The organism is Kineococcus rugosus (assembly GCF_050871975.1).
In the GTDB taxonomy this organism is placed as follows: Bacteria; Actinomycetota; Actinomycetes; order Actinomycetales; family Kineococcaceae; genus Kineococcus.
The window spans coordinates 178,852-204,374 of the sequence record NZ_JBJLSJ010000002.1 but is presented as its reverse complement, the minus strand read 5'-3'; the positions used below and the strand labels follow the sequence as shown (position 1 = coordinate 204,374).

Below are 25,523 nucleotides of genomic sequence, written 5' to 3'. Positions count from 1 at the left end.
GTGCTCGCGGTGCCGTGCTCGCGGTGCCGTGCTCGCGGTGCCGTGCTCGCGGTGCCGTGCTCGCGGTGCCGTGCTCGCGGTGCCGTGCTCGCGGTGCCGTGCTCGCGGTGCCGTGCTCGCGGTGCCGTGCTCGCGGTGCCGCTGACTACTCCTACCGCTCCAGGCCGTCGACGAGCGTCTTGGCGTCCACCAGCGTCAGGCGCCGATCCGCCCGGCGCACCACCTTGATCAGCTCGATGCGGCCCGTGGACGTGCCCACGTCCAGGTGGTGCTCCTGAGCCAGAGCCGACAGATGGGCGGGTGTCATGGCGGCCCTGGCGCTCTCCACGCCCTGCCGGCGTCGCTGCTCAGCGGCACGCCCCGACGCCGAACCGCGGCGCACCTCCCCCACCAGCGCCCGGGCCAGCACCACGAGCGTGGCCGCGGCCAGCAGCGCCCACAGCCAGTCGCGCTGCCGTGCCTGCTCCAGCCCCAGGACGGCGAGCCCGACGATCCCCAGCACGTAGCCGGCGATCTCCAGGCGCTGCCCCCAGGTCCACGACGCCGCGCGCGAGGTGCTCACCCGCTCAGCGTGCCAGCTCGAGCACGTGCGCCGGGAGCTGCCGGCGAGCAGGCTCGACCATCCGGCATCACCGGTGCAGCCCCCCTGCTCAGGTGGTGGTGCTCTGGGTGATGGCCTCGACGCCGGTGTAGTCCGCCACGGGCGCCTGTCCGGTGGTGGCGTACTCCAGCAGCAGGATCCCTGCCGGGGTGACGTCGTGCGCCGTCAGTCGCAGGCCGATGGCGGCGCCGGGGTGGGTGAGCAGCCGTCGCCCGTCACCGATCACGGTGGGGGCCACGGCCAGGCGCAGGGTGTCCACAAGCCCGGCGCTGAGGAGCGCGGCGGCCAGGCGGGCGCTGCCGTGGATCTGCACCTCCCGGCCCGGTCGCGCCCTGAGGGTCTCGACGGCTTCGAGGGGGTCGCCGGACAGGATCGTCGTGGGGTGCCAGGCGCCGTGGGTGAGGGTGTTGCTGACCACGTACTTCGGCAGCGAGTTCATCCGCGCGGTAAAGGGGTCCGGGTCGGTAATCTGGGGCCAGTCGCGGGCGAAGGCCTCGTAGGTGCGGCGTCCCAGCAGCAAGCCGTCGGCCAGGTCGAGCCAGTGCGAGGCCTGCTGCAGGAAGGTCTCGTCCATGTGCGGCACCAGCCAGCCGCCGCGGTCGAAACCGCCGGTGGGGTCCTCCTGCGCGGAGCCGGGGCCTTGGCTGACCCCGTCGACGGTGACGAACTCGGTGATCACGATCTTCACCGGGTGACCTGCCCCTCGGCCAGTCGGGTGAGGGCGTCGGTGACCGAGCCCCAGCCGTCGAAGAAGCCCAGCTCGTGGTGGTGAGCGCGGTCGGCGGGGGTGCCGTGCCGGACGAGGACGAGGTACTCGGTGCCCTCGGGGTGATCGCGCAAGGTGACCTGCGCGGTCATCGGCACCGGGGCCGGCGCGGCGGGGCGCCAGGTGCTGTCGATGGCGTTGGTGAAGACCAGCCTGCTGCCCTCCTCCACGGCGATGAAGACGGCATCGGTGTGGGGCGTGAAAGCTCGACCGTCCTCGCTCATCGAGGTTACGAACCCCCCGCCGGGCCTGGCGTCGAGCACGTCGACGCGGGTGCGCGTCGGCGCGGGCGTCCACCACCGCGCGAGCAGCGCCGGGTCGGTCCACGCCTTCCAGACGCTCGTGCGCGGCGCCCGGATGAGGCGTTCGAGGGTGAGGTCCAGTGCAGGGTCCACAGTCAGTTCAGGGTTCACAGTCAGTTCGGGGTTCACGGTCAAGCTCCCTGGTGGTCGGTGAGGAGGGCTTCAAGTCGATCGGTGCGCCCGCGCCAGAGGTCGCGCTGGGCGGCCAGCCACTCCGCGACGGGCTCGAGTTCCTCGGGTCGCAAGGTGCAGGTGCGCACCCGACCGGACTTGGTGGTGCGGATCAGCCCGCTGGCTTCGAGCACGCGCACGTGCTTGAGGAAGGACGGCAGCGTGATGGGGAAGGGCTCCGCGAGTTCGCTAACGGTGGCAGGGCCTCGCCCCAAGCGCTGGATGACAGCGCGCCGCGTCGGATCCGACAAGGCTGTGAACACGCCGTCGAGCACCGCATTGTTAGCCATACGTCAAAGTGTGGCCTGGCAAGGACAGTTAGCGCAAGGGCAAACTTTCGTGCCGTGGCGACCGCCTTGGCTCTCGCGGGCACGATCGCCGCTGACGCTGGGGCGCGACGTCACCGCCTCGCTCACGGCCCGTGAGCCCGCTGCGCTGCAGATACCGACGGTCATGGCGCCGGCCGCGACGCGCGCGGTCGTCGAGGAGCGCACTCCTACTGCGAAGGCATGCGAGCTCACTCGAGCACGCACGCGCCCTCACCGCCGCAGGCGGACTCCGGCTCATCACCGCACGCCGGACAAGGCCGAAGAGCGCCCAGCGCGACACGGGTGCAGTGCCCTGGTGCAGTGCCCTGGTGCAGTGCCCTGGTGCAGTGCCCTGGTGCAGTGCCCTGGTGCAGTGCCCTGGGCGCGGTAGTGCTCGTCACCGCCGTGGCAGTGCTCGTCACCGTGGTGATCACCGGCCCCCGCGGGGAACGTCCAGGACATCCAGTGGCAGTTGGTGGCGCAGAGCGCCCGCCACTGGGGCGACCGGACCAGCCAAGCCACTGACGCAGCCCCGGTCACCACCACGGCGCCACCCGTGTGCTGCTGGCGCCGGACACGCTCAGCGGTCGGCGGCCCACTTCTGCGCCAGCAGGGCGTAGCCGACCCCGTCGACCCACCCCAGCTCGCGGTGCAAGGCGTCAGCCACCGCGTGCACCTCGCGGCGCATCCCGACGCGCTCCATCAACCGGATCGACGCGACGTTGCCGGCGAAGGCGTTGGCCGTCACCCGCCGCAGCCCCAGCTCCTCGAAGCACACCCGCAGCACCTCGCGCACCGCCTCGCTGGCGTAGCCGCGCCCACCGAAGGCCGGATCCAGCGCCCAGCCCAGCTCGGCCTGCACCCCGCGCGCCCGCTCACCCACCTCGCGCTGGGCCCAGCCGTCCTCGACCTTGACCATCACGTCGCCCACCACGCGGCCGTCGAGCTCGACGACCAGCAGGTCGCGCAGCCGCGCGGCGAGGATGGCCCGCCAGTCCTCCCGGTCAGCAGGGCGCCACGAACCCCACCGGCTGACCTGCTCCAGGCGCCGGTACGCCCACACCGCCTCCTCGTCGGCGGCGCTGACGCGCCGGATGCTCAAGCGGGCGGTGCGCACCGGCCACGAGAGCGCGTCCAACGGTGCGGGTGTCCCCCGCTCGGTTCCGCTCACCGACCGAGCGTGTCAGCTCACCCGCAGAGCCGTGCACGGACGCAGCGTGCTGCGCGTTCGGTCACCGTCTCACAAACGGTCGGTGGTGAGACGGTAGGCCGACACCACGCAGCGTCACGGTGGGCTTGATGATCTTCCGCTCATGTCGATGGCCGCGCTGTCAGGAGGCTCCAAACAGCCAGGCAGCGCCCGGGTGCCTGTCCGGCCCGAAGCCCTCAGCCGCGGCCAGCCCAGCGGCTTCCGCCAGCCCTTCACCGACCAGATCCGGAAGGTGCGCATCACTGCCGAAGGTGACCAACCGCCCGCCCTCCTGCCGCCACCACCGCACGATCACCGCCTCCAACGGACGCCGGGTGTTGATCTCCAAGGCCCGCTCCCCCTGCGCCAACGCCCGCAGCGCCCACCGCAGCTCCTCCTCGAAGTCCAGCGGGTCGAACGGCGCTGCATCCTCGGGCCAGCTGCGCACCGGGTAGTCGATGTGCGCGAAGGCGGTGAACACCGCCGACCCAGCCACCATCCGCGGGATCTCCGCCAGGTAGGCGCGGAACACCTCATCCGCCTCGTAGCGCGGGTACAGCTCCCACGGCTCGGCGAACTGCGCACCACGCTCCTGCGCACCCGGCCCAGAACCGCTGCCCGCAGCAGGAGAGCCGTCGAGACCAGCGGGGCCATCGAGCAGGCAGTGCAGCGAGCCCAGCACCCGGTCGAAGGAGCCCGCCGCGAGCAAGGCATCGACCTGCTCGACGTGCCGATGCGGTTGGCCCACCTCCATCCCCGCCAAGATCGTTAACTGCGGATACGCCGCCCGGCACCGCTGCACACACTCGAGGTACTCCGCAACATCCAGCGCCGGCGCCCTCAAGAGCCCCTTCTCATCGACCAGGTGGGGATAGTCGGGAGCCAGGAAGCCAGCGCGGAAGGGGGTGAAGTCGACGTGCTCGGTGAACGCCACCGCCGGCAGGCCCACCGCGACTGCGCGGGCGCAGGTGGCCTCCATGTCGCCGACCTTGCGGGCATCCCACGAGAACTGACTGTGCACGTGACCATCGGCGGGCAGCTGCATCGCCCCAGTCTGTCGCGGCGACCCCGGGACCACAGCCGCACGGTCATCCCGCAGTGCGCGCGAAGCGCGCGGTCATCCGAGAAGCCAGCACATCGCTAGCCGCCTGAACCCGCCGCGAGCGAGAAGTTCATCGGCTCTGAGCCCACCGGCGACGCCGCACCCAAGCCCGGGCAGCAAGGACCAGTAGGTTGACCACCGCCACGTATGCAGCCACCAGGCCACCGAGCATGACTGCGGCGACCAGCCACAACGCGTCCTCCATAGCCAGCGTCGGCACCGTGCCCACCACGAACGCCACCCAGACCAGCGCGGGCCCCCACCAGGGGTGGATGCACAGGTGCGCCACCACGCTCACCACGGCCACAGCAGCGCCGACCCCGACGACCGTCCCGACGGGCACCTCCGAGCCGGCCCACCCCGGCGCGGCCACGAAGAGGTAGCCGCAGACGAAACCGCTCAAGGCTGCGACCACCCACCACCCGACGAACACCGCGAGGGGCCAGGTCCGCGTCCGCGGCAGGAGGAAGCCATCGCCGCGGTGTCCGTCGGGTGAGTGCATCCGGCTACCTTGCCTGCCCGGCGATGAGCTGCACGGACAGCGACGGGATCGACGCCCCGCTTGGCGCAACGAGCAAGACCTGCTGCATGTGCTTCAACACAGCCAGCGACCTCACGGTCATCCCGCAGGCCGCGCGGTCGTGGACACCCCGCTCCACTCCCCCGCAGGTCCTGGTGATCTTCGACTAGGACAGATTGGATGAGACAAGTAGGCCGCTTGCCGTCTCACGCGACCTGTCCCACCGCAGGTCAGGAGGGTGCGGCCGGGACAGATCCGGTGAGAACGGACACGGTGTGTCCTCTCTCATCTGATCTGTCGCATTCTCACGGCATCTGTCACACCTCTCATCTGATCTGTCGCACTTCTCACCGGTCTTGTCCTACTCACCGCTCGAGAGGACCACCGCTCAGGTCATGGCCAACTCCGTCTTGCGGACGAGCCGGTCGTTGAGCTGCGAGCTCAGCTCCAGGCAAGGACGGACGCCGTGGTCGACCCATCAGCCTGAAATGGTCACGACCGAGCAGAGGCGGTGTGTCAGCCTGCATGCGCACTGGCCTGCCCGTGACCGAGCCAAGGAGACCGCGTGGAGCTGCAACTACCAGCCCACCTCACCCAGCACCAGCAGCACCTGATCACCGACCTGGCCCAGCGCAACCAGGCCAAGCACGGCGAGAGCCTGCTCGGCCTGGTGCTCTCCGGCTCCGCCGCCCGGGGCATGGCCACCGACCGCTCCGACCTGGACGTGTACGTCGTGCTCACCGATGAGGCGGCCCAGCATCGGTCGGCCACCCGCTCCCCCGCCGTCGACGAACTACCGGTGCCCCTAACCAAACTGGAACAGGCGCCTGCCTTCGGGTCGGGAGGCTGGGGGTTCCGCTGGTCCTTCGCCTGGGTCCCGACGCTGCTGGACCGCACCGCCGGCCGCATCCCCGCCGCCGTGCACCGCCAGGCCACCTTGACCCCCGACGAGGTCGAGGACGTCCTGGTGGAGCACAGCCGCCTGGACGGCTGGCTCAACTACGTCTACCGGGCACTGAAGTCCGACCGTGACGGTCACCGGCTGGAGTGCCGCCTGGATGCGGCGGAGTCGATGCCGTGGCTGCTCGATGTGATCTTCGCCCTCGCCGGGCGGGTGCGGCCGTACCACAAGTACCTGCCGTGGGAGCTGCGCGAACACCCGCTGCCGGACTGGCCCGCGAACGTCCTGCTGCCCTTGCTGCAACGGACCCTCGACGGCGATCCGGCCGCTCTGCGAGACACCTTCATACGCGTCGAAGCCGGATGCGCGGCCCACGACGCAGCTAGGGGTCACCAACACACGAGGGAGATCATCGACGGCTGGGGCGACGGACTCCTGCTCATGCGGCACTGACCACCTGCCCATCCTCTGGGGACACCATGCGGTCATGGCGCCGTCCGGGTGCTCGATGACCTCGCGGTCTTGCCGAAGACCGAGCGTGGGCTGGTGCGCCCATGTGCAGCCGCTACGGGCTCATCTGAAGCTCAAGGCCAGCGCTCTGCGGCTCGCGGGAAGAGCAGTCGTTGCCAACGAGGACGCGCATCCAGGCGCTGTCGGAGCGCGGCCTGCGTGATGGCCTTCTGCCAGCCTGGACCTGCGAGACCGTCCACGACCTCCTGCATCTCACGCAGGCAGACCTGGACGTCGTGCTCATCCAGCACGTAGCTCCGCTGCTCAGCGACGTACTCCAGCTCGTCGGCCACCAGAAACCACTCACGGTAAGGAGCATCGCCCCAAAACATGACGTCCTGGTCTGCGCCGTCGTACCAGAAGACAGCCTCCACCTCCGGGTGGCCGCTCAGCTGCAACCTCGACTCCCACCCGTACGGTCCATGCCCGTCGTAGTCGACGTGTTGGACGCTGACCTGGTGACGGTGACGCGCGACTGCCTCATCCAGGGCCTGCCGCATCCTCACCACGAACGGCGGTGCCGCTTCAGCACCAGCAGCCTCCGACATGCTCACCACGCTGCCACGAAGCAACCGACCACCCCGCCTGGTTATCCCACTCCGCGGGCGACGTCACGGTCATGGCGCCATGCGCGAGTGGCTCGCTGTGCAGCAGCGCGACGACCAGGTTCGCTTGGCATCCAGCTGAAAACCGTACTGCGGGTCATCGAGCCACTCGCGCAGCTGGCTCGCGTCCTCAGCGAAGATGTCCCAGCCGCTGCTGGAGCCGGTCAAGAACAGGTGCCAGGCACCCTCAGCTTGATCATCAGGCTCCACGTGCAGCGTGTCACCGCCCCATTTCCCCACCGTGACTTTGCCTGTACGCGGGCGTCGGGCAGTGATCCACTCATCCATCCGGCCAGCTCATCACAAGTCAGCCTGCCGAAGGCAGTCCCATCAGCGCCCCGCGACGTCGCGGTCATGGCGCCGTCCGCGCGGTTACCCCGGTGACTAGCTGCCGCGGGCGCTACTGCACCCAGAAAGCAACCAGGACGAGCACGAGGACCGCTACCAGCGGCACAAGGACCGCAGCGACCACGTGAGCCCCACGACGCCCGGGCCGGCGCAACAGCGCAGCACTGACCAAAGCAGAGCTCACGCACAGCACCACACCGAGCAGACCACCCACGAAGCCCACGGCGATGACGGCCAGCAGAGCCAGTCGCGCCGGGTTCGACAGCGGCGCCACGGTCGGGATCCGCTGCCCGTCCACTTCCACCACCGGGCTCAGCTGCCCCCAACTGAAGGTGGCTTGCACTTGGTGACTGCGGCCGTCCTCATCGAGCAGGACTGGAGCGCCCCAGCGGTCTCGGGGCAGTTCCTCGCCGTCGTGCAGGATGCGTGGTCTGCGCGACCAGGCTCTCTCCACGACCAGGTCCTTGCCGAGGATCGACACCGGAGCACCCATGGGCGTGACCTTGCCAGGCTCAGCCAAAGCCGCATCAGGACAGACGGCTGGGTTGCTCCAATTGGGCGACGTCACGGTCGTGGCGCCCTGCGGGCGAGGTCACGGTCATGGCGCGGGTCGCGCTGCTCACGGCGGTCGGTGGCCGTCCATCCCGCCACCCCGAAAAGTCGTCGCCGGCTCAGGGCACGGCAGCGCTTCTTCACGCGGTCAGACGGTGAGCCGCCCGCTGAACGCGCTCGAGGCGACTGTCGCGGGCCCGCTGCCGGGCCAGGCGCACCGTCTCGGGGTCAGCGGTGCGTGGGGAGCCGTGGTCGAACGGGGGTGCCGGGTCGTACTCCAGCGCCAGCTGCACCCACCGGGCCACGTCCTCACCGCACTCCAGCGCCGCCAGCTGCAGGGCGAAGTCCATGCCGGAGGTGATGCCGGCACCGGTGACCACCGCGCCGTCGACGACGACGCGTTCGGCCACCGGCTGCACCCCGAACTCGGCGAGCATTTCCAGGGAGGCCCAGTGGCTGGTGGCCCGCATGCCGCCGAGCAGCCCGGCGGCGGCCAGGGCGAAGGAGCCGGTGCACACCGAGGTGACCCACCGCGCCGTGGCGGCCTGCCGGCGCAGGAAGTCCAAGGCGGCCTCGTCCTCGAACAGGTCGAAGACGCCCTCCCCGCCGGGCACGAACAGGATGTCCGCCGGTGGGCAGTCGGTGAGGGTGGTGGTGGGCACGATGGACCAGCCGCAGTCGGTGACCACCGGCGCGGTGTCATGCCAGGCCAGGTGGACCCGGGTGCCGGGCAGGCGGGCGAAGACCTGCGCCGGGGCGGTGAAGTCCAGCTGCGTCACCTTCGGGAACAGCAGCACGACGATCTGCAGGTCAGGCACGGGCTCAGCGTAGGCAGCCGGCTTGCGGCACCTCGACGTGCCTGCCCTGGAGTGCTCGGGGCGCGAGGGTGCATGCCCGGCTCCCCCACCGGATCACCGTCCGCACCTCATCGAGGTCCCAGCAATCTTCGACAAGGACAGGTCGGATGAGACAAGCTGACCGTTGGCCGTCTCACGCGATCTGTCCCACCGCAGGTCATGCGCCTGGTGCCAGGACAGGTCGAGTGAGAACGGACATCCGGCTGTCTTGTCTCAGACGATCTGTCCAAATCTCAAACGATCTGTCCAACGTCTCAGGCATCTGTCCAAACGTCTCAGGCATCTGTCCAAGCCGCGGCATGACGGTCGCCACCGACGGACACAGCAGTGCAGCAGTGCATCCTCAACGGGTGCCTCTCACCGCGCGCTGCACCGCCACCCTGGCCGGCGACGAGCACAGCCGCATCCCCCTCGACGACGGCCTCGATGACGGCATGGACGCCGCCGAGGCGCTGGAGCGTCTCAGCGACGCCACTATGCCGGTGCGACTGCTCTGGAGCCACGACGAGCTCGACGAGGCCCTGGCCCGGCACGGGTGGACTCGGGTCGGAGCCTGGCGGTACGGGCCCACCGCCGACGTCCAGCGCACCCTCTGACCGGCCCCTCCCCCACGAGGCGCTGGACTTCACGGTCACGGACGTCACGGTCATGCCGAAGACCGAGCGGGTGTCGGTTGGGCGAAGGAAGCGCGCTCGAACGACGACATGCGCGATGGTGATCGCGTGCAAGACGACGCCGATGAGGCCCCGCGATCCGCCAAGCAGTGGGTCATCTCAGGCGTCGTCGCCGTCTTTGGCTTCCTGGTGATCGCACTGACCCTGCGCATCTGGGGCTCGTGGGAAGACGCCTTGACTTGGTCGCTCGTCGGCGTCATCGGCTGGATTGGCGTCGACGTCTTCAGCGACGTAAGACGCCGACGACGACGTCGAACGAAGGGCATCTGACCGCACGGTCATGGCGCTGTCGTGGACGTCGACGACCTCGCGGCCTTGCCGATGACCAAGCGGTCAGCGAGCAGCTCGATCACCCTCAGGTACCGCTCTCAAACGGTCCCCGCTCACTGCAGTAGGCCAGCCTCCCGCACCATGTGCACCACCTCCACAGCCGATCCCCGCGTCATCATCGTCACGTTCCACACCTGACCCGCGCCGCCGCAGGACCGGTGGATCGACCACCCCAGGCACGCCGCTCCGCTGCGGTCGACCTGAACACCGACGCTGGTCCCGTCCACCTCCACGACCGTGAAGTCGTCGGTCACCGACGGCCGAGGAGAACCATCGGCGTTGAAGCGGTCCAGCCGCTGGGCCACCGATTGCGGCCATGGCCGGTCGCCCATCGGCAGGTGCGCGTAGAGATGAGTGACCTCCTCCCGCAGCACCGACGAGGCGGCGGCGTGGCGCCAGTCCAGGTCCTGCGGCAGGTAGAAGACGGCGAACACCGAAGTCGAGGGTCTGCCGCGCTCATCGACGTCGAAGAACGGTTCGCCGTCGCGCCCCGGGACGGCCAGCACCTCGCATCGGCCGGCGACCGCGCGCGGCGACAACCGCGGGACGGGGAAGCCGGTCACCAGGCGCAGCCGCACCTCGCTCACCGGAGCCCACGGGTAGGACAGCGAGTCCGGATGGCGACCACCCCCGAGCCATGCCTCGGTGATCCCGTCTCCGGCGACCAACGCCTCGAGAGCCTGCAGCACCCCGTGTGGCAGGGACGGCTGGGCTTCACCGGACACGTGCACCTCCACTCCTCGGCAGGCGGCTCTCGCACCACCAGGCGGATCGGTTCCCACGCTCGCACCCCAGTGACCGCGACGTCACGGTCATCCCGCGTTCAGCGCAGCGCTGACCCGCTCAGGACGCACGACGGCCGCCGGGCTTAGTAGCCCGGCGGCCGTGACGTGGTGGTCGATCCGGCAGTCGCCTCTCGGCGAGAGGCCGCTCAAGGCGGCTGAAGGTGAGGCCCGGGGACATGCAGCAGATCAACCACCCTCTACAAACCGTCGATGGGCGCCGAAATTCCCGGTCTCACCATGCCCATGCCCAACCCGTCAGACGCCCGGTCATCCCGCCGTCCGGGTGCTCGATGACCTCGCGGTCTTGCCGAGTTCAACGCGGCACTGACCTGCCCGGCACGCACGACGGCCGCTGAGCTCAGTAGCCCAGCGGCCGCGACGTGGTGATCGATCCGGCAGTCGCCTCTCGGCGAGAGGCCGCTCGAAGCGGCTGAAGGTGAGGCCCGGGGACATGCAGCGGATCGACCACCCTTTACAAGCCGTCGCCGCACCACTGCATTCCCGGCTTGACCACGTCTCAGCGCAGCCCGTCAAACGCCCGGCCACCCCGCTGTCCGCGCAGTCACCTCGTCGTCGTGGACGTCATCGCCCGACTCAGCCAGCTTCCGGGACACCGTGGCGCAACGGTGCTCTCCTGCCCAGCCGAGCGGCCCCTACAGGTACCTCTCGCGAACGGGTACGACGACTCGCAGACGCTGCTCAGGCCGGAGAAGCCCCGGCCACCGGCGGTCCACGCTCAGCTGCCCCATCCTCCGACCCACGGCGTCGAGCGGGCGCCGCTACGGCGTTCGTGACGCTCGATCCGCACCGACGCGAAGTGCGTCAGCACCATCGTCACGATCAGGACGACAACACCAGCGATCACGTTGCACCACCTCCAGCGGGGGAACAGGTGCCCGTGACGCTACTCCTGCTACCACCTCTGCGGATGGCGCACACCGCCATGAACAGCCAGCGCACCTCCAAGGTCCCTGCCGCCCCCGCCGACCGGAACTGGCAACGACGACCAACCCCAGCCCAAGCGCCGACGGCAAGCGGGCATCACGCGGTCATCCCGCCGTCCGCGCGCTCGACGACCTCGCGGTCCTGACGAAGGTCGCGCGGTCGCGCTCATGCCGATGTCGTGACGTTCGAGTCTCCAAGACAGGTGCTGACGGACCCATGGGCAGCGTCGTCCCGAGGCGTCAGTCAAGCTGTACGACTGTGGGTGAATGATCACAGGAGGCCAAGAAGGTGAGCAGCTCCTGAGGGCTCAACCCGATGCTCTCAGTGTGGACCATCGGGTGGAAGTTGATCTGCTCCTCACCCAGCAGGCGCTCCTCGAGGACGCATGTGACCACGCCGCTGGTGTCGTTCATCAGCCCCATGGGGGTCACCGTGCCCGGCTCGATGGCCAGCAGGTCGCGCATCAGCTCCGGGGAGGCGAAGCCCAGGCGGCCCTGGGCGCCGATCCTGGTGTGCAGGGTCTTCAAGTCCACCGCGGTGTCCTCGTGGGCGGAGACCAGGAAGAGCCGGTTCTTCTTGTCGCGCAGGAAGAGGTTCTTGGTGAAGGTGCCGCTCATGTGCATCTGCGCCCGCAGTGCCTTGCCTTCCTCGACGGTGGAGTGGGCGGGGTAGTCCACAACGCTCGTCTCGATGCCCAGCTCGCTCAGCTGGTCCAGTAGTCGCTGACGGGACGCGGCCTCGATCTCACTGCCGGTAGGCACTTGGGAGGTGCCCGGGCCAGGGGTGCTGCTCGTGACGCCGTTCCAAGGGTCGCTGCTGGGGTCGCTGCTGGGGTCGCTCACGCGGTGGCTCCTGCCGAGTTCGGGCGGGTGGGTTGGTGGGTCTCGTACATGCGGGTCATCACGGCCAGCGCCGAGAGCAGGGACAGCGCGGCGGCGACCCACACCGCCACGCTCAGGCCGGCGGCGTCGGCGACCAGGCCGCCCATGACGGCGCCGACGGCGTAGCCCAGGTCGCGCCAGACGCGGTAGACCCCCACGGCGCGGGCGCGCCAGGAGGGGTGGGCGACGTCACCGACCACGGCCAGCAGCGCGGGGTAGACCGCCGCGGTACCCAGCCCCAGCAGCACGCTGCCGGTCGCCCAGCCGGCCATGCCATGGGAGGCGGCGATGACGGCCAAGGCGGCGGCCTGGGCGAGCATGCCGAAGCTGACGAAGCGCTTGCGCCCCCACAGATCACTGAGCCAGCCGGTGGCCAGCTGCCCGGCTCCCCACACCGCCGGGTAGAGGGCGACGAGCAGCCCGATCTGCGCCACGCTCAGGTCGGCGGTGGCGAACAGCAGCGGGAAGACGCCCCAGGACAGCCCGAAGTTGAGGTTGTTGACCAGCCCGGCCTGGCTGGCCGAGGCCAGTGCCGGCTCGCGCCAGGTGGCGTCGGCGAACACCGCCCGGTCCCCGCCGGTGGTCCGTGCACCGCTGCTTGAGTGTTCCTCGCTGCTGGAGGTCGCTGGTGTCAGGGTCGGTGAAGCGCTGGCCGCTTCGAGGCGGGCGTGCTCACGGGTCTCACGGATGAAGATCATGGACAGGCCCAGGGCAATGACGGTGTAGCCCAGGCCCAGCAGGAACGGCGCCGGGCGCAGACCGTGGCTTTGGGCCAGGTTGCCCGCGATCAGGGAGGTGATGGCGACCGCGCCGTAGCCGGCGGCCTCGTTCAGGCCCATGGCCAGCCCGCGCCGGGCGGGGCCGACCAGGTCGATCTTCATTATCACCGTCGTCGACCACGACAGGCCCTGGTTGACGCCGAGGAGCACGTTGGCCACAAGGACCCAGCCCCAGCTGGGCGCCCAGATGATCAGCAGCGGGACGGGGATGGCGAACAGCCACCCGGCCACCAGCACCGGCTTGCGCCCGAAGCGGTCGGCCAGAGTGCCGGCGAGGTAATTGGTGGCGGCCTTGGTGATCCCGAACGCGGCGACGTAGGCGAAGATGAAGGAGTAGCCGCTGAGGCCGAAGTCGCGTTCGGCCAGCAGCGGCAGCACCGTCTGCTGCTGACCGACCATCCCGCCGACCAGGGCGTTGACGATCACCAGCAGGGTGAACTGCGCGGCGTTCTCCCGCAGCCCCAGCCGGATGCCCGCCTCGGGTGCGGGCGCCGGTTCGGGTGTGGGTGTGGCGGGCCGGTTCACGCGCTCACCGGCTTGCGCGTGGCGCCGCGGGCCCAGAGCAGGACGGGGATGAGCAGCAGCGCGAGGACGCCGCCGCCCAGGGACAGGGTGCTGTAGCTGCTGGCGGCCATGACCACTCCGGACATCGCGCCGCCGCCGGCGCCGGCCAGGGCGATGAGCACGTCGATGGTGCCCTGGGTGCGGGGGCGGTTGGCCGGCACGGTGGCATCGACGACCAGGGCGGTGCCGGAGATCAGCCCGCAGTTCCACCCGATGCCCAGCAGCGCCAACGCGGTGATCAGCAGACCCAGGGAGTCCCCGGGGGCGAAGGCGGCCACGATCCCGGCGGCCAGCAGCGTCACACCGGAGGCGATGGCCATCGGGGTGCGCCCGATGCGGTCCACCAGGGCGCCGGTGATCAGCGAGGGCAGGTACATCGAGCCGATGTGCACCCCGATGACCAGGCCGATCTGGCCGAGGTCGTGGTGGTGGGCGCGCATGTGCACCGGGGTCATCGTCATGATCGCGACCATGGCGATCTGGGTGAGGACCATGACGGTGGCCCCGACGTAGGCGCCGGTCCCCGCCCGCGGAACCTCGACCTCGCGGGCACCGGCGTCGACACCGGCACCCGCACCGGCGCCGACACCGGCACCGGCACCGGCACCGGCGGGATCGACGTCCGCTGCCTGTGCGGCCTCCAGCGTCTGCAGGCGGCGGGCGACGAGGAAGGGGTCAGGGCGCAGGAAGGTGAACAGTGCGGCCCCGGCGGCCAGGTAGGCCACCGCCGCCAGCAGGAACGGCCCGGCCAGCGCCGGGATGCCCAGGGCTTCTGCCACCGATCCCATCGGCCCGACGAGATTGGGCCCGGCCACCGCCCCGGCGGTGGTGGAGACCATCGCGATGCTGATCGCGGTGCCGCGCCGGGCGGCCGGGGCCAGGTCGGTGCCGGCGTAGCGGGCCTGCAGGTTGGTGGCCGTGCCCGAGCCGTAGACCAGCAGCGCGGCGAACAGCAGCACGATGCTGTCGGTGGCCGCGGCGAGCACGACCCCGATCGCGCCCAGGCCACCGGCGGTGAACCCCGCGCCCAGGCCGATGCGCCGTCCGCGGGTCTGGCTGAAGCGCCCGACGGCGAAGGCGGCGAAGGCCGAGCCGAGGGTGAACAAGGCGGTGGGGGCCCCGGCGGCGCTGTCGCTGCCGAGCATCTGCTGGGCCAGCAGCGCCCCCACGGTCACTCCGGCGGCCAGGCCGGCGCCGCCGAGGACCTGGCTGGCGACCACCACGCTCAGGGTGCGCCGCTGCAGGCGGGCGCGTTGGGACTCATCGCGGCCGATGGCCTGGGCGGCTTCGATCTCGGTGCGGGCCATCGAGTGCTTCTCCTGGGAGGTGGGGCTGCTCATGTGGGTGGCGAGGGGTGGGTCGTCGGGTGCACGGGTCAGGTCCCGCTGCTGATGCGTCGGCCGGTGCGCTGGGCCCAGCCCTGCGCGGAGCCGGTGAAGACCGCGATGCCCTCGGTGTTGCCGCGGGCGCGAGCCAGCAGGCTGGCGGCGGTCATCGAGCGCTGACCGTGCGCGCACATCGTCACCAGCGGCCGCTGGGCGGAGGAGTCGGTGGGCACGCCGCCGAGTAGCTCGGCCGACTCCAGCGAGCCGAGCTCGACGTTGAGGGCGCCGGGCACGTGGGCGGCGCCGAACTCGGAGCGCTGGCGCACGTCGAGCACCGGCCGCGCGGTGAGGTCCTCGGCTTCGGCGAAGGCGATGCGCGCCACCGGCAGGCCAGCTGCCTGCCAGCGGGCGAAGCCGCCGGCCAGGTCGCCCAGGACGTTCTCGTAGCCGATGCCCAGGCACTGGTTGATCAGCTCGTCGCGGTCGGTGTGCCCGTCGGTGATGAAGGCCACCGGGCGGTGCGGGTCGATCACCCAGCCCAGCCAGCTGGCGAACTGCGGGCGCAGCTCGATGGCGATGGAGTCGGGCACGTGCCCGGCGGCGAAGGCTTTGGTGGAGCGCACGTCGACCAGCTGGACCTGCTCGGCCATCGCCTGGGCCAAGAACTGCTCCAGCGGCAGGCTGGGCAGGTGCGGCCAGGCCCGGCTGAGGACCTGCGGGCCGGCGCGGTTGTACTCCGGCAGCCAGGTGAAGTAGTCCGGGTAGCTGCCCAGCCCACTCACCAGGCGGCGCACGAACTCCTCCTCGTCGGGGTCGCCGGCCAGCAGCGGGTTGGCCGCCTTCTGCTCGCCGATGGTGCTGGTGCGCTCCCCGCTGCCACCGGCCGAGCAGAACGAGCCGGGCCCGTGGGTGGGCCAGACCGGCAGCGCGTCGGGCAGGGCCAGCAGCCGCTGGTGCAGGGAGCGGTACGCGGAGCGGGCCAGCTCCTCGGTGCGGTTCGCGCCGGCCAGGTCGGTGCGCGCCACCCCGCCGACGATCAGCGCGCCGCCGGTGAAGACCCCCAGCGGCTGCTCCCCTTCGCGCAGCAGCCAGGCGGCGTGCTCGGGGGTGTGCCCGGGAGTGGCCAGCAGTTCCAGCGCCAGCCCGCCGAGGTCCAGGCGCTGCCCATCGCCCAGGCCCTGGTGGGGGAAGGCCAGCCCGGCGGCGCCGGCGGCGACGATCTGGGCGCCGTGGTGGGCCAGCTCACGGGTGCCGGTGACGAAGTCGGCGTGCACGTGGGTCTCGACGGCGTGGGTCACCCGCAGGCCCCGGCGGTGTGCGGCCTGCAGGTAGGGGCGGGCATCGCGCTGGGGGTCGATGACCGCGGCACGCCCATCGCCCAGGTCCAGCAGGTAGCTGGCGTTGCCCAGGCCCTCGTGTACGAAGGGCACCACCGAGACGTCGCCTCTTGGGCTCCCTGCTGAGACTCCCGCTGAGGCTCCTGCCGGGTCGCTGGTACCGCTCAGCGTCTGCGCCGGTTGCGCTGCGTCGCTCACACCTACACCCCTCATTCAAAGACTCTTTAGAACGTTAGTGTGAGCTACGGTAGCTGACATGGGCAGCACGCAGAAGACCGCTGGACCTCCAGCTCCCGCGCCAAGCAGCAGCGCCCTGCCCACCCACGGCCTCGCCACAAAAGCCAGCACGGACACCGGCACCGGCACTGACGCCGGCACCGCCGTGCAGGTCCCCGGCCCGCCTGCGGGCATCGCGCCGGGCAAGCTGGCCATGTACGAGAGCTTCGCCGCGGTCGCCAAGACGTTGGGCAATCCGCTGCGACTGATGCTGTTGGACCTGCTCAGTCAGGCCGAACGCAGCGTGGAGGCTCTGGCTATCGCCACCGCCGCCTCGGTGGGCAACACCTCCGCGCAGCTGCAGGCGCTGAAGAACGCCGGCCTGGTGCAGGGCCGGCGCGCGGGCAGTCACGTCTTCTACCGTCTGACCGGGCAGGACATCGCCGAAGTCCTGGAAGCGTTCATGACCATGGCGCAGACCCACAACCCGGCCGTGCGCCAGGCCACCGCCGCCTACCTCGGTGACGTGGACGGCCTGCGCGCGATCACCGCAGAGCAGCTGCGCGCCGACCTGGAGGCCGGGCGTGTGGTGCTGCTGGACGTGCGCCCCAGCGCCGAGTACGCCGCCGGGCACATCCCCACCGCCCGCAACATCACCCCCGAGCACCTGGGCGAGGCCCTGCCGCAGCTGGTGCCGCAGGTGGTGGAGCAGTCCACCCCCACCGAGGTCGTGGCCTACTGCCGCGGACCGTACTGCGCCTACGCGCCGCAAGCCCTCCGCGCCCTTGACGCCCTCGGCGTCCACGGCAAGCTGCTGCCTGGCGGCATCCGCGACTGGCGCCGCTTCGGTCTGGACCTGGCCGGAGCAACCGCCACCTGACGTTGTGATCACGAAGGCGCCGTGGCTCATCACCCGACATGGACCTCGTGCTCGAAACTCCGGACACCACCACGGGCTGCACTGGCACCTCCTGGACGGTTCACAGCAACAGCCAAGTTCAGCTGCCTAACGTCAAGACCATGACGGAGATCGACCCGCCCCCCGCCCCCACGTCCGTTCCCGCGCGACGCCGCCGTGTGCGGGCCCGGGCCACCTGGATGGCCGCCACACTCCTGGCCGGCGCGCTGACCCTGACCGGATGCAGCACCACCACGACCGACACGGCCTCCAGCTCCGCCACGAGCAGTTCAACCAGCACCACGGCCAGCACCACGGCCACGGAGGCCGCGGCGACCTCGAGCACCAACGCCACCACGACCGCCCAGACCATCAGCGACACCACCGCCGCCGCCGAGGCCTTCCTGGCCACCTTGAGCGAAGAACAACGCGAGACGGTCCTGTACGCCTACGACGACGAGACCAAGACCACCTCCTGGTCGAACTTCCCCGTCACCTTCGTGCAGCGCGCCGGACTGAACCTCACCGACCTCACCGAAGAACAGCAGACGGCCGCCCTGGCCGTCTTGCAGTCTCTGCTCAGCGACGAGGCGTACGCGACCGTCAGCGGCATCATGGGCGGGGACGAGTACCTGGCCGAGAACAGCTCCTCCACCGAGGACTCCCTGGGCCAGTACTACATCGCCTTCTTCGGCGACCCCTCCACCACCAGCGCCTTCGAGGTGCAGTTCGGCGGTCACCACCTGGGCATCAACGCCACACTGGACGGCGCCTCGAACGCCATCACCTTCGCCCCGACCCACCTGGGAGTGCAGCCGGCGGTCTACACCGACGCCGACGGCAACGAGGTGCAGCCCTTCGACGGCATCTACACCGACGCCTTCGCCTTCTTCAACAGCCTCACCGCCGAACAGCAGGCGACCTTGACCTCCGGTGAGGTCAGTTCCTGCGCGCCCGGCGACACCTGCGACTTCGCCACCGGGACGGGGCTCACGGGCGCGGACCTGACCGACGAGCAGAAGGAGCTGCTCCTGGACCTCATCGCGAACTGGGCGGGCATGGCCGACGCGGAGAGCGCCGCGACGACCCGGGCCGCGATCGAGGCGACCTTGGACACCACCGTGGTGGCCTGGTCGGGTGAAACCACCTACGACATGAGCACCGGCGACGGCATCTCGTTCTCGATTTCCGGGCCGAAGGTGTACGTCTCCTTCCAGGCGCAGAACGGGTCGGCCGGAGCCGACGTCGAAGGCGTCACCACCAGCGGCTGGGGCCACGTCCACACCATCTACCGCGACCCGACGAACGACTATGCAGGCAGCGCCACCCAGCAGGCCGCGGCCGGGATGGGCGGTGGCGCGATGCCGGGCGGCGGAGCACCCGACGGCGGAACGCCCGGTAGCGCCCCGTCCAACGGGTGACGCCTGCCTCACTACTCACGCAGGCGGTCGCCCGGCATCGGCACGATGACGACTCGCTGCCGTCAGCACCTTGCGAACAAACATGACGACTTCACGGTCATCCCGCGGTCCGGGCCCTCCTCAAGGGTGAGGCAGGTCGGTGGGCTCCAGCGTCACCGCCACCCCGCCAGTGCGGAAGGTCATCTCCAGCTCCCCGACCGAGAAGTCCAACAGAGCCGTGCCATCGCTGGCCGGGGTGAAGGCCCAGCCGAAGGTGTCCCGACGAGTGCGCGCATCCGACTCCTCGTCCTGCACCACCCTCAGTCCCCGCACCTTTTCAAAGAGCATCGTCACCAGCTGCGGCTGCACCGGCCCCAGCGCCGGATCGTGGTGCCACCACTGCAACTGCACCTGCTCCTCGGCCAGGTAGGTGCACCGCAAGAAGAACGCCGAGGCGTGCAGGTCGATCGTCCAGTCCTGCACCTGAAGTTCCAGCTGCGGTCCAGCCGTCCACGGCGACACACCCTTGAACGAGAACACCTCGTCGGTGCCGGCAGTCGCTTGCTCATGATCACCGCTCCGAGTCCATCGCACGATCCACCATGGCACAGCAGACAGCACCGCTGAGGGCGCGTCCGGTCCCGGCGCGGCATCGGAGCCATCACCGAGGCCACCTCGCACAATCACGTCGGCCGCCATCACCGCCAAAATCGCATCCCGCTCACGATCGCTGTCCAGCGGCTGCGTCGACCACTCCCAGCGCATCTCCTCCACCACGAACAACTCGTCCATCCCCGCCAGCAGGCCGATGCGCACCGTCTCCTGCAGAGCCAGCAGCCGCTCCGTGGCCTCCTGGGAGCTGACCTCTCCCCGCTGCCACCGCGCCAGCTCCACGGGCACGACCCGCACCCAGGCCGGCTCCTCCGCCGCCGCACCGCCGACCTCGGCTGGAGGGCCGGGCACCTCGGCCAGCACCTGCTGCCACAACGCGTCGATGCCGTAGCCGTCGCAACAGGGGTGACCGGCCAGTTCCCGCAGCGCCGGGGTGTCGAGGCCGACCGTCAGCCACCGAGCCGCTAGGTCGGGCAGGTCGCTGGACAGCACTGTGCCCACGGCTCGCCCCGCGGCAGCCTGACCGACGGTCATCAACACCCCGACGTCATCGGCCAGGACCCGTCGTTGCTCCTCGCTGAGGAGCTCGGCGAGACGAAGACTCGATGGCCCTTGCCCGGTGGATCCCTCACCGTGCGAGCCGTCGTCCGCCGGTGGCCGCCATGAGCACGGCACCGCAGGTGCGTCCTTGCACCCGTGGGCGACCTCGTAGTCACAGTCCTCGCACCTGTCCGGGTCGTGATGGCCAGACCAGGGGTGCTGACACGCCGGGCAGAGGTCCTGATGCCGCCGCTCGGCCGCACGCCAGGCGCGCTCTTGTCGCCAGGCTCTCCACCACTGCCACACCCGGCCATCGTGACAGCCGCGGCGCCTGCTCCGGAGGTGTCGGTCGGTCCAGCCAGTGGCCAGCCCACCGTTGACGAAGCGCCGTCGTGATCTGACGTCCTGGCCATGGCCAGGACGTCGACGACTTCGCGGTCTTGCCGGTGACCGAGCGACCAGCTGTCGCCGAGTTGGCGGTCTACGGCAGGACGGCGCAGCGGACGTCGGGCCGTCGCAGTACCGCGGCGCACCACCGGAAGTGCCCGTCCACGGTGTCGCTGTAGGCGTTGGCGCCGATGAGGGCGTACACCGCCTTGAACCGCAGGACGTCCGCGCGCTCGACGCTGAACGCCTCGGCGAACAGGTCGCTCAGGCGCTGGTCCGTGCGTAGAGCGTGCGGGCCGTACATGTCGAAGAAGCTCGACGTCAGGGCCATCTCCAGCGCCGGATCGGCCAGCAGGGTCAAGAAGCCCCAGTCCAGGACCGCGGTCAGCCGGCAGTCGTCGTCGACCAGCACGTTCTCCGGGCAGATGTCCCCGTGCTGCAACGTGACCGCCATGTCGCGGCGACCGGCCAGGAAGGCGTCGCAGGCTTCCACCAGGTCGTCCAGGCGATCGACGTGCCCCCGCAGTAGGTCCCCGAAGCGGCGGGTGCGATCGTCGAGCAACCGCTGCAAGGCCGCCACCCAAGGCTGAGCCGTGGTCACCATCGAGTCGCCTAGGAGCGGCAGGTCGGGCATCTCGAGCGGCTGCGGGCGCGGGATGGTGTGCAGCGCGCTCAGCAGTTCGATGAGCGCCTGCTCGGCGCGGGGGTCCAGGCGCCCGGTGGCCGGGTCGTAGAAGTCGCCGATGCTGCGGCCGCGCAGGCGCGGCTGACGCAGCAGGGAACGACCATCGGGCAGGGTGAGGCGGCCCAGCGGAGCAGGGACAGCGAACGGCAGGTGAGACTGGTTCAGCTGCTCGAGCAGTCGCTCCATGGGCCCCGTGGGCGTTGCACCGGCCATGGCCGCCTCCCGGGGCAGCCGGGCGACGGTCTGCTCGTCGAGGGCGTAGACGTCGGCTTCCACGCCCGCGGCCAGCCAGTGCGCGTGGGGGTAGCCCAGAGCACGCAGCTGCGCAGGGACCGGGTCGGTCTCCTCGATCACAGACCCAGTCAGCCAGAGGCGGCGCGAGCACGTCCACCGCGCGGTCGAGCCACAACGACCTCTGGCCAGAGGCCGCGACGGCAAGGACTCGACGTTACGGTCATCCGGCCGTCCAGGCGGCCTGAGGTGCCAGCATGATCGCCATGACTGCATGGCGCCTCACGGTTGAAGGGGAGGACTGGCTAGTCAAGGAGCGGCCTGGCACTCCCGGCTGCTATGACTTCGACTGGCTCTCGGGTCCCAACCCTGGCTACGGCTTCACCTCCCAGGAGTTCGACCGGTCGCCCATCAGCGAGGACGAGATGAGGAAGGCCATCGCCGACTTCCTCACCGGCATCAACCCCGAGACGGGCTACCTCGACTGAGGCTTCGGCTACAGCGCCAGCGCGAACGTGCTCGGTCATGGTGCCGTCCGGGCGCCTGCCGACCGCACGTCTTGTCGAGATGCGCGTGGTCTTGTCGAGATGCGCGTGGTCACAGCCTTAGACAGGCTGCAGCAGGAGACGCAGTACAGCCGCCACCCTGCTGGGGGCCGCCTTCGGCGACGACCGGCCCTAGCGGTGGCGACCAGTGCGGCAGCCATCGTCGCCGGCCTGTGGCCGGCCCTAGACTTTCACGCGCAGTCGATTGCCTTGCTGCTTGTGGTGGGCCTGGCGGCGGCCTTCGCGCCAGAGTTCGCCGTACTAGCTCGGCACAACCAGCGCCTGCGCCAGGAACCGACGCCAGATCACTGAGCCAGCGCCGGCACCCACTCGGCCAGCCCGCGCAGCGCACGACGTCACGGTCATCCCGCTGTCATGGACGTCGACGACGTCACGCTCGTGTCGATCCGCGGACGTTCCCGCCCCCCGGCCCTCGTGCCACGCTGGCAAGAACGGACAGAGAGTCGGGAGGAAGCAAGCGAGTGACACGCGGGTACGTCCCTCAGCGCGACGAACACGGCAACGAGAACTGGAGCATCATGCGGGTCGACCTCGACCACGAGGTGCCCGACCACGTCCTGGACGAAGCTCCTACCCAGCGGGCCCCGGCACCGCGCCGCTACGCGCGCTACCCCGGCGTGGAAGGCCGCGACATCGTCGACTTCCTCGTGGACAACGGCGTCTCCGTCGGGGCTCACGACGTCGCTACCGCTGATCTGATCGCCCGCGATCTCGATCCCACCCTGGTGCTGGCGCTGCTGTCGTGGGTGCGCCGCGCCTCTGCCGCCCGCTCCGGCTGACCCGCGGTGATGGCGTCCTCAGCGTGGCGGTGCCTGGCCCGGACGCACGACGGCCGCCGGGCTGTTCAGCACGGCGGCCGTGGACGTGTGGTGGTCGATCCGGCAGTCGCCTCTCGGCGAGAGGCCGCTCGGAGCGGCTGAAGGTGAGGCCCGGGGACATGCAGCAGATCGACCATCCTCTACAAGTCGATGACGAGCAGCAGCATTCCCAGCGTCACCGCGCCCCAGCACTGCTCATCGGACGCTCGGTCATCCCGCTCAGCGGGCGGTCAATAGCTCCGCCACTCGCCTCCATCGGCCGACCTCCACAGCCGGCCGGTTCTGCAGCACCGGCTCGCTGAGACGACTCACGACCTCACCCACCTCGACGTGATCGACCACGCCTTCGGCCAGCCGCGTCCGCGCCAGGCCGACCAACGACGCCTCGACTTCGGTCATCACCATCCAGGCGTCCTGCTGCTCGGCGGGCAGGTGCTCAGGCCAGCCACCAGCAGTGGAGCTGCCCACTTCGGCCGCCCGAAGCGCTGCGACCAAGTCCGACTCGGCAGGACGCGTCACGGTCATCAGGGTGCCAGTACCACCGCGCGGTCATGGCGCTGGCCGGGCGCCCTGCCGACCGCGCAGTCTTGCCGAGATGCGGACGATCCCCGCACCGTCACGACCACCGCTGACGACCCGCAGCAGCAGCATCCGTCCTACGCTCCCGCCGTGGACCAGGACACTCTGCGCGCAGCCGTCGATGCCGCTTTCGAGCAGGACCCGGCGTCCACGGCGGCCTGGCCCGACCCCCACTCCGACCACGAGCCCGACCCGGAGGAGTACTCCCGCTGCCTGGACCCCGCCAAGTACCGCATCCTCACCGTCCGGGCCGACGCCTGGACGCGAGTCCTCACCGATGCAGGACTGGCCACCCTGGAGCCCATCGACCTCACCGGAGGGGGAGACACGTGGCGCGACGGCTCCCCCTCAGGCATCGCCCCCGTCCGCGCCCAGCGACTGCGCCCGCACCAGCACAACGCTGTCCCCCTGGTGCTGAGCTTCCGCAGCTTCGACGGCCCTGACGACAACCTCGTCACCATCAGCGCCGGGCAGCCCGCCGTCCCCCTGGCCACTGTGCCCGCCTGCGGCTGCGACGCCTGCGATGACGGTTCTGAACATCTCTTGACCGAACTCGACGAGCACATCCTCGGCGTCGTCACCGGCGACTTCGTCCACGTCAGCACCCCCCGCCTCACCGCCTTCGGCAACAGTCGCGGCTGGGAAGCCAACGCCGACGACGACGACAGCGACGGTCTCGGCCACGTCGAGCAGCTCCTCGAGGACGCCCGGACAGGCCGCTCACCGCACCGCGTCGTTCACGGCGCCAGGTGGTGGTGACACCTGCCCCACCACCCGGGTGCCTCAGTCCTGGGGACTGCCGCATGCCGTAGCCAACCTCACGGTCATCCTGCGGCGCGCGGGCGCACGGTCATCCCGCTGGCCAGGACGTGCGCCGGGTGTGTCTCAGCCCACCAGCCGTCCAGGGTCCACGGCCAGCGCTCTGGTCATGGCCACCCGCATGTACATGAGCTACCCTCGACGTGTACACGCCGAGGAGGTCCGCCATGAGCAAGACCCACATCGACATCGACGACGACCTGCTGGCTCAAGTGGCCGCCATCACCGGAACGACCACCAAGCGCGACACCGTCGAAGCCGCCCTGCGCACCACCCTGCGCCAAGAGCGTCGCCGCGCCGCCGCCGAACGCCTCATCACCCGCGCCGAGAACGGCTACTTCGCCCCCCTCCTGCAGGACCACCCGAAAGCCACCGGCGAGGACGTCGAGGCGCCGGGCACCGACGATCGAGCACAAGGCGCTGCGTGAGCTTCCTGCTCGACAAGTCCGCCCACGCCCGCTGGAACCAGCCGGTCGTGGCCGCCCGGTTGAACGATCTCCTGCGCGAGGACCTGCTGAGCATCGCTCGACCCAGCGTGCTGGAGATCGGGTTCTCCGCCCGCTCCCCCCAGGACTACCGCGAGGTCATCGCCGACGTCACCGAGGCGATGACCGTCCTCGAGGTCAGTGCGCAGATCAGTGCCCGCGCACAAGACCTGCAGGAACGTCTCACCCACCGAGGGTGGCACCGGGCACCAGGCCCGGTGGACCTCCTGCTCGCAGCCACGGCCATCGAGCACGAGCTGACGCTCCTGCACCTGGACAAGGACTTCGAGCTGATCGCCCGGGTCAGCTCCTTGCGGCAAGAGCGCGTCGTCCCCCGAGAAACACCCACTGCGTGACCTCGACGAGGCGGCCTTCGACCGACCGGGTCGACTTGACGGTCATCCCGCGTTGTACGCGCTGGCTTCGGCGCCCGACGACCATGAGCAAGCCGATCAGGACGCCGGTGGTATCGACATCGGGCAACCGCTGCCGTAGGCCTGCAGAAGATCATCGGCCGCAGGACCAGCCATCCACGGCACCCCGTCGACCAGCACCTCCGCGTCCCCAGAGGGCAAGGAGATGACCAGCTGCATCGGGACCATGATGTACGTCGTCTCGGTCACGGCCCCTTTGTCCTGGACGTCCACGCGCACGGTGGAGCCAGGTGGGTGCCCCGGGGACTCCCCGACACACATGACCATCTGCGCGGTGCTCTCAACCGTGCCGTCCGGCGTTGAGCTGGCCGTGGGCGACGACGTCGGGCTCGCTGCGGTGGTTGGACTGGTGTCTGGCGCGGAGGAGCTGGAGCAGGCCGCTGAGCCCAGCACCAGCAGGCAGCCCAGCACCGCGACCGGACCCCTGGGCCGCCTGGTGATCACTGCTTGAGTCAAGCAGCCAGAAGCACCGCTGTCCGCACTTCGGCCAGGTGGCGCGCA

31 protein-coding genes are annotated in these 25,523 nt (G+C 70.3%); 11 read left to right on the top strand and 20 right to left on the bottom strand.

The annotated features are described in order from the left end of the window. Nucleotides 1–151 precede the first annotated feature (151 nt). From ACRYM6_RS02055 to ACRYM6_RS02025, 7 genes are all read right to left on the bottom strand, one after another. A complete protein-coding gene (locus ACRYM6_RS02055) occupies nt 152–562 on the bottom strand; it encodes a hypothetical protein (protein WP_432540764.1) in 411 nt (136 codons plus the stop codon). Between the two features lie 88 nt (nt 563–650). Next, nucleotides 651–1,289, bottom strand: a complete 639-nt coding sequence (locus ACRYM6_RS02050; RefSeq protein ID WP_432540763.1) for a dihydrofolate reductase family protein — start codon at nt 1,287–1,289, stop codon at nt 651–653. Beyond that, complete coding sequence (locus ACRYM6_RS02045; RefSeq protein ID WP_432540761.1) at nt 1,286–1,762, bottom strand: SRPBCC domain-containing protein; 477 nt, start codon at nt 1,760–1,762, stop codon at nt 1,286–1,288. Before ACRYM6_RS02045 ends, ACRYM6_RS02050 begins: the two co-directional genes overlap by 4 nt. 38 nt (nt 1,763–1,800) lie before the next feature. Next, entirely contained in the window at nt 1,801–2,130 is a 330-nt protein-coding gene (locus ACRYM6_RS02040) for an ArsR/SmtB family transcription factor (protein WP_432540760.1), read from the bottom strand. Between the two features lie 598 nt (nt 2,131–2,728). Next, nucleotides 2,729–3,319, bottom strand: coding sequence for a GNAT family N-acetyltransferase (locus tag ACRYM6_RS02035; RefSeq protein ID WP_432540759.1), 591 nt, complete (start codon nt 3,317–3,319; stop codon nt 2,729–2,731). 160 nt (nt 3,320–3,479) lie between these two features. Then, the gene (locus ACRYM6_RS02030; RefSeq protein ID WP_432540758.1) at nt 3,480–4,382 is read right to left on the bottom strand and encodes a PHP domain-containing protein; all 903 of its coding nucleotides are present in this window, start codon (nt 4,380–4,382) and stop codon (nt 3,480–3,482) included. Nucleotides 4,383–4,509: 127 nt separating this feature from the next. After that, nucleotides 4,510–4,842, bottom strand: a complete 333-nt coding sequence (locus ACRYM6_RS02025) for a hypothetical protein (protein WP_432540756.1) — start codon at nt 4,840–4,842, stop codon at nt 4,510–4,512. Between the two features lie 122 nt (nt 4,843–4,964). On the opposite strand from ACRYM6_RS02025, the gene ACRYM6_RS02020 reads away from it, so the two are divergent. Next, nucleotides 4,965–5,129: a hypothetical protein gene (locus ACRYM6_RS02020; protein ID WP_432540754.1), complete on the top strand. Its 165-nt coding sequence runs from the start codon at nt 4,965–4,967 to the stop codon at nt 5,127–5,129. A 395-nt stretch (nt 5,130–5,524) separates the two neighbouring features. Further along, the gene (locus tag ACRYM6_RS02015) at nt 5,525–6,313 is read left to right on the top strand and encodes a hypothetical protein (protein ID WP_432540752.1); all 789 of its coding nucleotides are present in this window, start codon (nt 5,525–5,527) and stop codon (nt 6,311–6,313) included. A 131-nt stretch (nt 6,314–6,444) separates the two neighbouring features. On the opposite strand, the gene ACRYM6_RS02010 is transcribed toward ACRYM6_RS02015, so the two are convergent. The 4 genes from ACRYM6_RS02010 to ACRYM6_RS01995 form a co-directional block, all read right to left on the bottom strand. After that, nucleotides 6,445–6,927 carry a hypothetical protein gene (locus tag ACRYM6_RS02010; protein WP_432540751.1) on the bottom strand — a complete coding sequence of 161 codons (483 nt, stop codon included), beginning with the start codon at nt 6,925–6,927 and terminating at the stop codon, nt 6,445–6,447. A 60-nt stretch (nt 6,928–6,987) separates the two neighbouring features. Continuing rightward, nucleotides 6,988–7,263: a hypothetical protein gene (locus tag ACRYM6_RS02005; RefSeq protein WP_432540749.1), complete on the bottom strand. Its 276-nt coding sequence runs from the start codon at nt 7,261–7,263 to the stop codon at nt 6,988–6,990. Between the two features lie 112 nt (nt 7,264–7,375). After that, nucleotides 7,376–7,804, bottom strand: coding sequence for a hypothetical protein (locus ACRYM6_RS02000; protein ID WP_432540748.1), 429 nt, complete (start codon nt 7,802–7,804; stop codon nt 7,376–7,378). A gap of 211 nt (nt 7,805–8,015) precedes the next feature. Continuing rightward, a complete protein-coding gene (locus ACRYM6_RS01995) occupies nt 8,016–8,693 on the bottom strand; it encodes a DJ-1/PfpI family protein (RefSeq protein WP_432540747.1) in 678 nt (225 codons plus the stop codon). A 389-nt stretch (nt 8,694–9,082) separates the two neighbouring features. Here ACRYM6_RS01995 and ACRYM6_RS01990 point away from each other — a divergent pair, with 389 nt between their 5' ends. Both ACRYM6_RS01990 and ACRYM6_RS01985 read left to right on the top strand, forming a co-directional pair. Next, nucleotides 9,083–9,328: a hypothetical protein gene (locus tag ACRYM6_RS01990; protein WP_432540745.1), complete on the top strand. Its 246-nt coding sequence runs from the start codon at nt 9,083–9,085 to the stop codon at nt 9,326–9,328. Between the two features lie 126 nt (nt 9,329–9,454). After that, a complete protein-coding gene (locus ACRYM6_RS01985) occupies nt 9,455–9,676 on the top strand; it encodes a hypothetical protein (protein WP_432540744.1) in 222 nt (73 codons plus the stop codon). A 113-nt stretch (nt 9,677–9,789) separates the two neighbouring features. Here the strand turns inward: ACRYM6_RS01985 and ACRYM6_RS01980 are convergent, their stop codons facing one another. The 5 genes from ACRYM6_RS01980 to ACRYM6_RS01960 form a co-directional block, all read right to left on the bottom strand. After that, complete coding sequence (locus tag ACRYM6_RS01980) at nt 9,790–10,461, bottom strand: hypothetical protein (RefSeq protein ID WP_432540743.1); 672 nt, start codon at nt 10,459–10,461, stop codon at nt 9,790–9,792. Between the two features lie 1,244 nt (nt 10,462–11,705). After that, nucleotides 11,706–12,308, bottom strand: coding sequence for a prolyl-tRNA synthetase associated domain-containing protein (locus tag ACRYM6_RS01975; RefSeq protein WP_432540742.1), 603 nt, complete (start codon nt 12,306–12,308; stop codon nt 11,706–11,708). Beyond that, nucleotides 12,305–13,651, bottom strand: coding sequence for an MFS transporter (locus ACRYM6_RS01970; protein WP_432540741.1), 1,347 nt, complete (start codon nt 13,649–13,651; stop codon nt 12,305–12,307). The genes ACRYM6_RS01975 and ACRYM6_RS01970 overlap by 4 nt, the downstream gene beginning before the upstream one ends. Next, nucleotides 13,648–14,997 carry an MFS transporter gene (locus ACRYM6_RS01965; RefSeq protein ID WP_432540787.1) on the bottom strand — a complete coding sequence of 450 codons (1,350 nt, stop codon included), beginning with the start codon at nt 14,995–14,997 and terminating at the stop codon, nt 13,648–13,650. The genes ACRYM6_RS01970 and ACRYM6_RS01965 overlap by 4 nt, the downstream gene beginning before the upstream one ends. 68 nt (nt 14,998–15,065) lie before the next feature. Beyond that, entirely contained in the window at nt 15,066–16,445 is a 1,380-nt protein-coding gene (locus tag ACRYM6_RS01960; RefSeq protein ID WP_432540740.1) for an MBL fold metallo-hydrolase, read from the bottom strand. A 163-nt stretch (nt 16,446–16,608) separates the two neighbouring features. Between ACRYM6_RS01960 and ACRYM6_RS01955 the strand changes: the two genes are divergently transcribed. Together ACRYM6_RS01955 and ACRYM6_RS01950 are read left to right on the top strand one after the other, a co-directional pair. After that, the gene (locus tag ACRYM6_RS01955) at nt 16,609–17,448 is read left to right on the top strand and encodes an ArsR/SmtB family transcription factor (RefSeq protein ID WP_432540739.1); all 840 of its coding nucleotides are present in this window, start codon (nt 16,609–16,611) and stop codon (nt 17,446–17,448) included. A gap of 140 nt (nt 17,449–17,588) precedes the next feature. After that, a complete protein-coding gene (locus ACRYM6_RS01950) occupies nt 17,589–18,887 on the top strand; it encodes a DUF3500 domain-containing protein (protein WP_432540737.1) in 1,299 nt (432 codons plus the stop codon). Nucleotides 18,888–19,007: 120 nt separating this feature from the next. Here ACRYM6_RS01950 and ACRYM6_RS01945 read toward each other — a convergent pair whose 3' ends face one another. Next, nucleotides 19,008–20,018 carry a hypothetical protein gene (locus ACRYM6_RS01945; protein ID WP_432540735.1) on the bottom strand — a complete coding sequence of 337 codons (1,011 nt, stop codon included), beginning with the start codon at nt 20,016–20,018 and terminating at the stop codon, nt 19,008–19,010. Nucleotides 20,019–20,499: 481 nt separating this feature from the next. Further along, nucleotides 20,500–21,444, bottom strand: coding sequence for a phosphotransferase family protein (locus ACRYM6_RS01940; RefSeq protein WP_432540734.1), 945 nt, complete (start codon nt 21,442–21,444; stop codon nt 20,500–20,502). Between the two features lie 134 nt (nt 21,445–21,578). Here ACRYM6_RS01940 and ACRYM6_RS01935 point away from each other — a divergent pair, with 134 nt between their 5' ends. Together ACRYM6_RS01935 and ACRYM6_RS01930 are read left to right on the top strand one after the other, a co-directional pair. Continuing rightward, nucleotides 21,579–21,809, top strand: a complete 231-nt coding sequence (locus ACRYM6_RS01935; RefSeq protein WP_432540732.1) for a hypothetical protein — start codon at nt 21,579–21,581, stop codon at nt 21,807–21,809. A gap of 539 nt (nt 21,810–22,348) precedes the next feature. Then, the gene (locus ACRYM6_RS01930) at nt 22,349–22,666 is read left to right on the top strand and encodes a hypothetical protein (protein WP_432540731.1); all 318 of its coding nucleotides are present in this window, start codon (nt 22,349–22,351) and stop codon (nt 22,664–22,666) included. Between the two features lie 258 nt (nt 22,667–22,924). Here the strand turns inward: ACRYM6_RS01930 and ACRYM6_RS01925 are convergent, their stop codons facing one another. Further along, nucleotides 22,925–23,224, bottom strand: a complete 300-nt coding sequence (locus tag ACRYM6_RS01925) for a hypothetical protein (protein WP_432540729.1) — start codon at nt 23,222–23,224, stop codon at nt 22,925–22,927. A 150-nt stretch (nt 23,225–23,374) separates the two neighbouring features. Between ACRYM6_RS01925 and ACRYM6_RS01920 the strand changes: the two genes are divergently transcribed. From ACRYM6_RS01920 to ACRYM6_RS01910, 3 genes are all read left to right on the top strand, one after another. Next, the gene (locus tag ACRYM6_RS01920) at nt 23,375–24,043 is read left to right on the top strand and encodes a DUF6226 family protein (RefSeq protein WP_432540727.1); all 669 of its coding nucleotides are present in this window, start codon (nt 23,375–23,377) and stop codon (nt 24,041–24,043) included. Between the two features lie 227 nt (nt 24,044–24,270). Then, the gene (locus tag ACRYM6_RS01915; RefSeq protein WP_432540725.1) at nt 24,271–24,531 is read left to right on the top strand and encodes a type II toxin-antitoxin system VapB family antitoxin; all 261 of its coding nucleotides are present in this window, start codon (nt 24,271–24,273) and stop codon (nt 24,529–24,531) included. Then, a complete protein-coding gene (locus ACRYM6_RS01910; protein ID WP_432540724.1) occupies nt 24,528–24,944 on the top strand; it encodes a PIN domain-containing protein in 417 nt (138 codons plus the stop codon). Before ACRYM6_RS01915 ends, ACRYM6_RS01910 begins: the two co-directional genes overlap by 4 nt. A 96-nt stretch (nt 24,945–25,040) precedes the next feature. On the opposite strand, the gene ACRYM6_RS01905 is transcribed toward ACRYM6_RS01910, so the two are convergent. After that, nucleotides 25,041–25,211 carry a hypothetical protein gene (locus ACRYM6_RS01905; RefSeq protein ID WP_432540723.1) on the bottom strand — a complete coding sequence of 57 codons (171 nt, stop codon included), beginning with the start codon at nt 25,209–25,211 and terminating at the stop codon, nt 25,041–25,043. Nucleotides 25,212–25,523 lie beyond the last annotated feature (312 nt).

What these genes read in the sequence shown, in the direction of transcription:
- ACRYM6_RS01950 (WP_432540737.1), top strand. Translation starts at nt 17,589, where the DNA reads ATGACGGAGATCGACCCGCCCCCCGCCCCCACGTCCGTTCCCGCGCGA.
- ACRYM6_RS02040 (WP_432540760.1), bottom strand. Translation starts at nt 2,130, where the DNA reads ATGGCTAACAATGCGGTGCTCGACGGCGTGTTCACAGCCTTGTCGGAT.
- ACRYM6_RS01935 (WP_432540732.1), top strand. Translation starts at nt 21,579, where the DNA reads ATGATCGCCATGACTGCATGGCGCCTCACGGTTGAAGGGGAGGACTGG.
- ACRYM6_RS02020 (WP_432540754.1), top strand. Translation starts at nt 4,965, where the DNA reads ATGAGCTGCACGGACAGCGACGGGATCGACGCCCCGCTTGGCGCAACG.
- ACRYM6_RS01955 (WP_432540739.1), top strand. Translation starts at nt 16,609, where the DNA reads ATGGGCAGCACGCAGAAGACCGCTGGACCTCCAGCTCCCGCGCCAAGC.
- ACRYM6_RS02030 (WP_432540758.1), bottom strand. Translation starts at nt 4,382, where the DNA reads ATGCAGCTGCCCGCCGATGGTCACGTGCACAGTCAGTTCTCGTGGGAT.
- ACRYM6_RS01965 (WP_432540787.1), bottom strand. Translation starts at nt 14,997, where the DNA reads ATGGCCCGCACCGAGATCGAAGCCGCCCAGGCCATCGGCCGCGATGAG.
- ACRYM6_RS01915 (WP_432540725.1), top strand. Translation starts at nt 24,271, where the DNA reads ATGAGCAAGACCCACATCGACATCGACGACGACCTGCTGGCTCAAGTG.
- ACRYM6_RS02005 (WP_432540749.1), bottom strand. Translation starts at nt 7,263, where the DNA reads ATGGATGAGTGGATCACTGCCCGACGCCCGCGTACAGGCAAAGTCACG.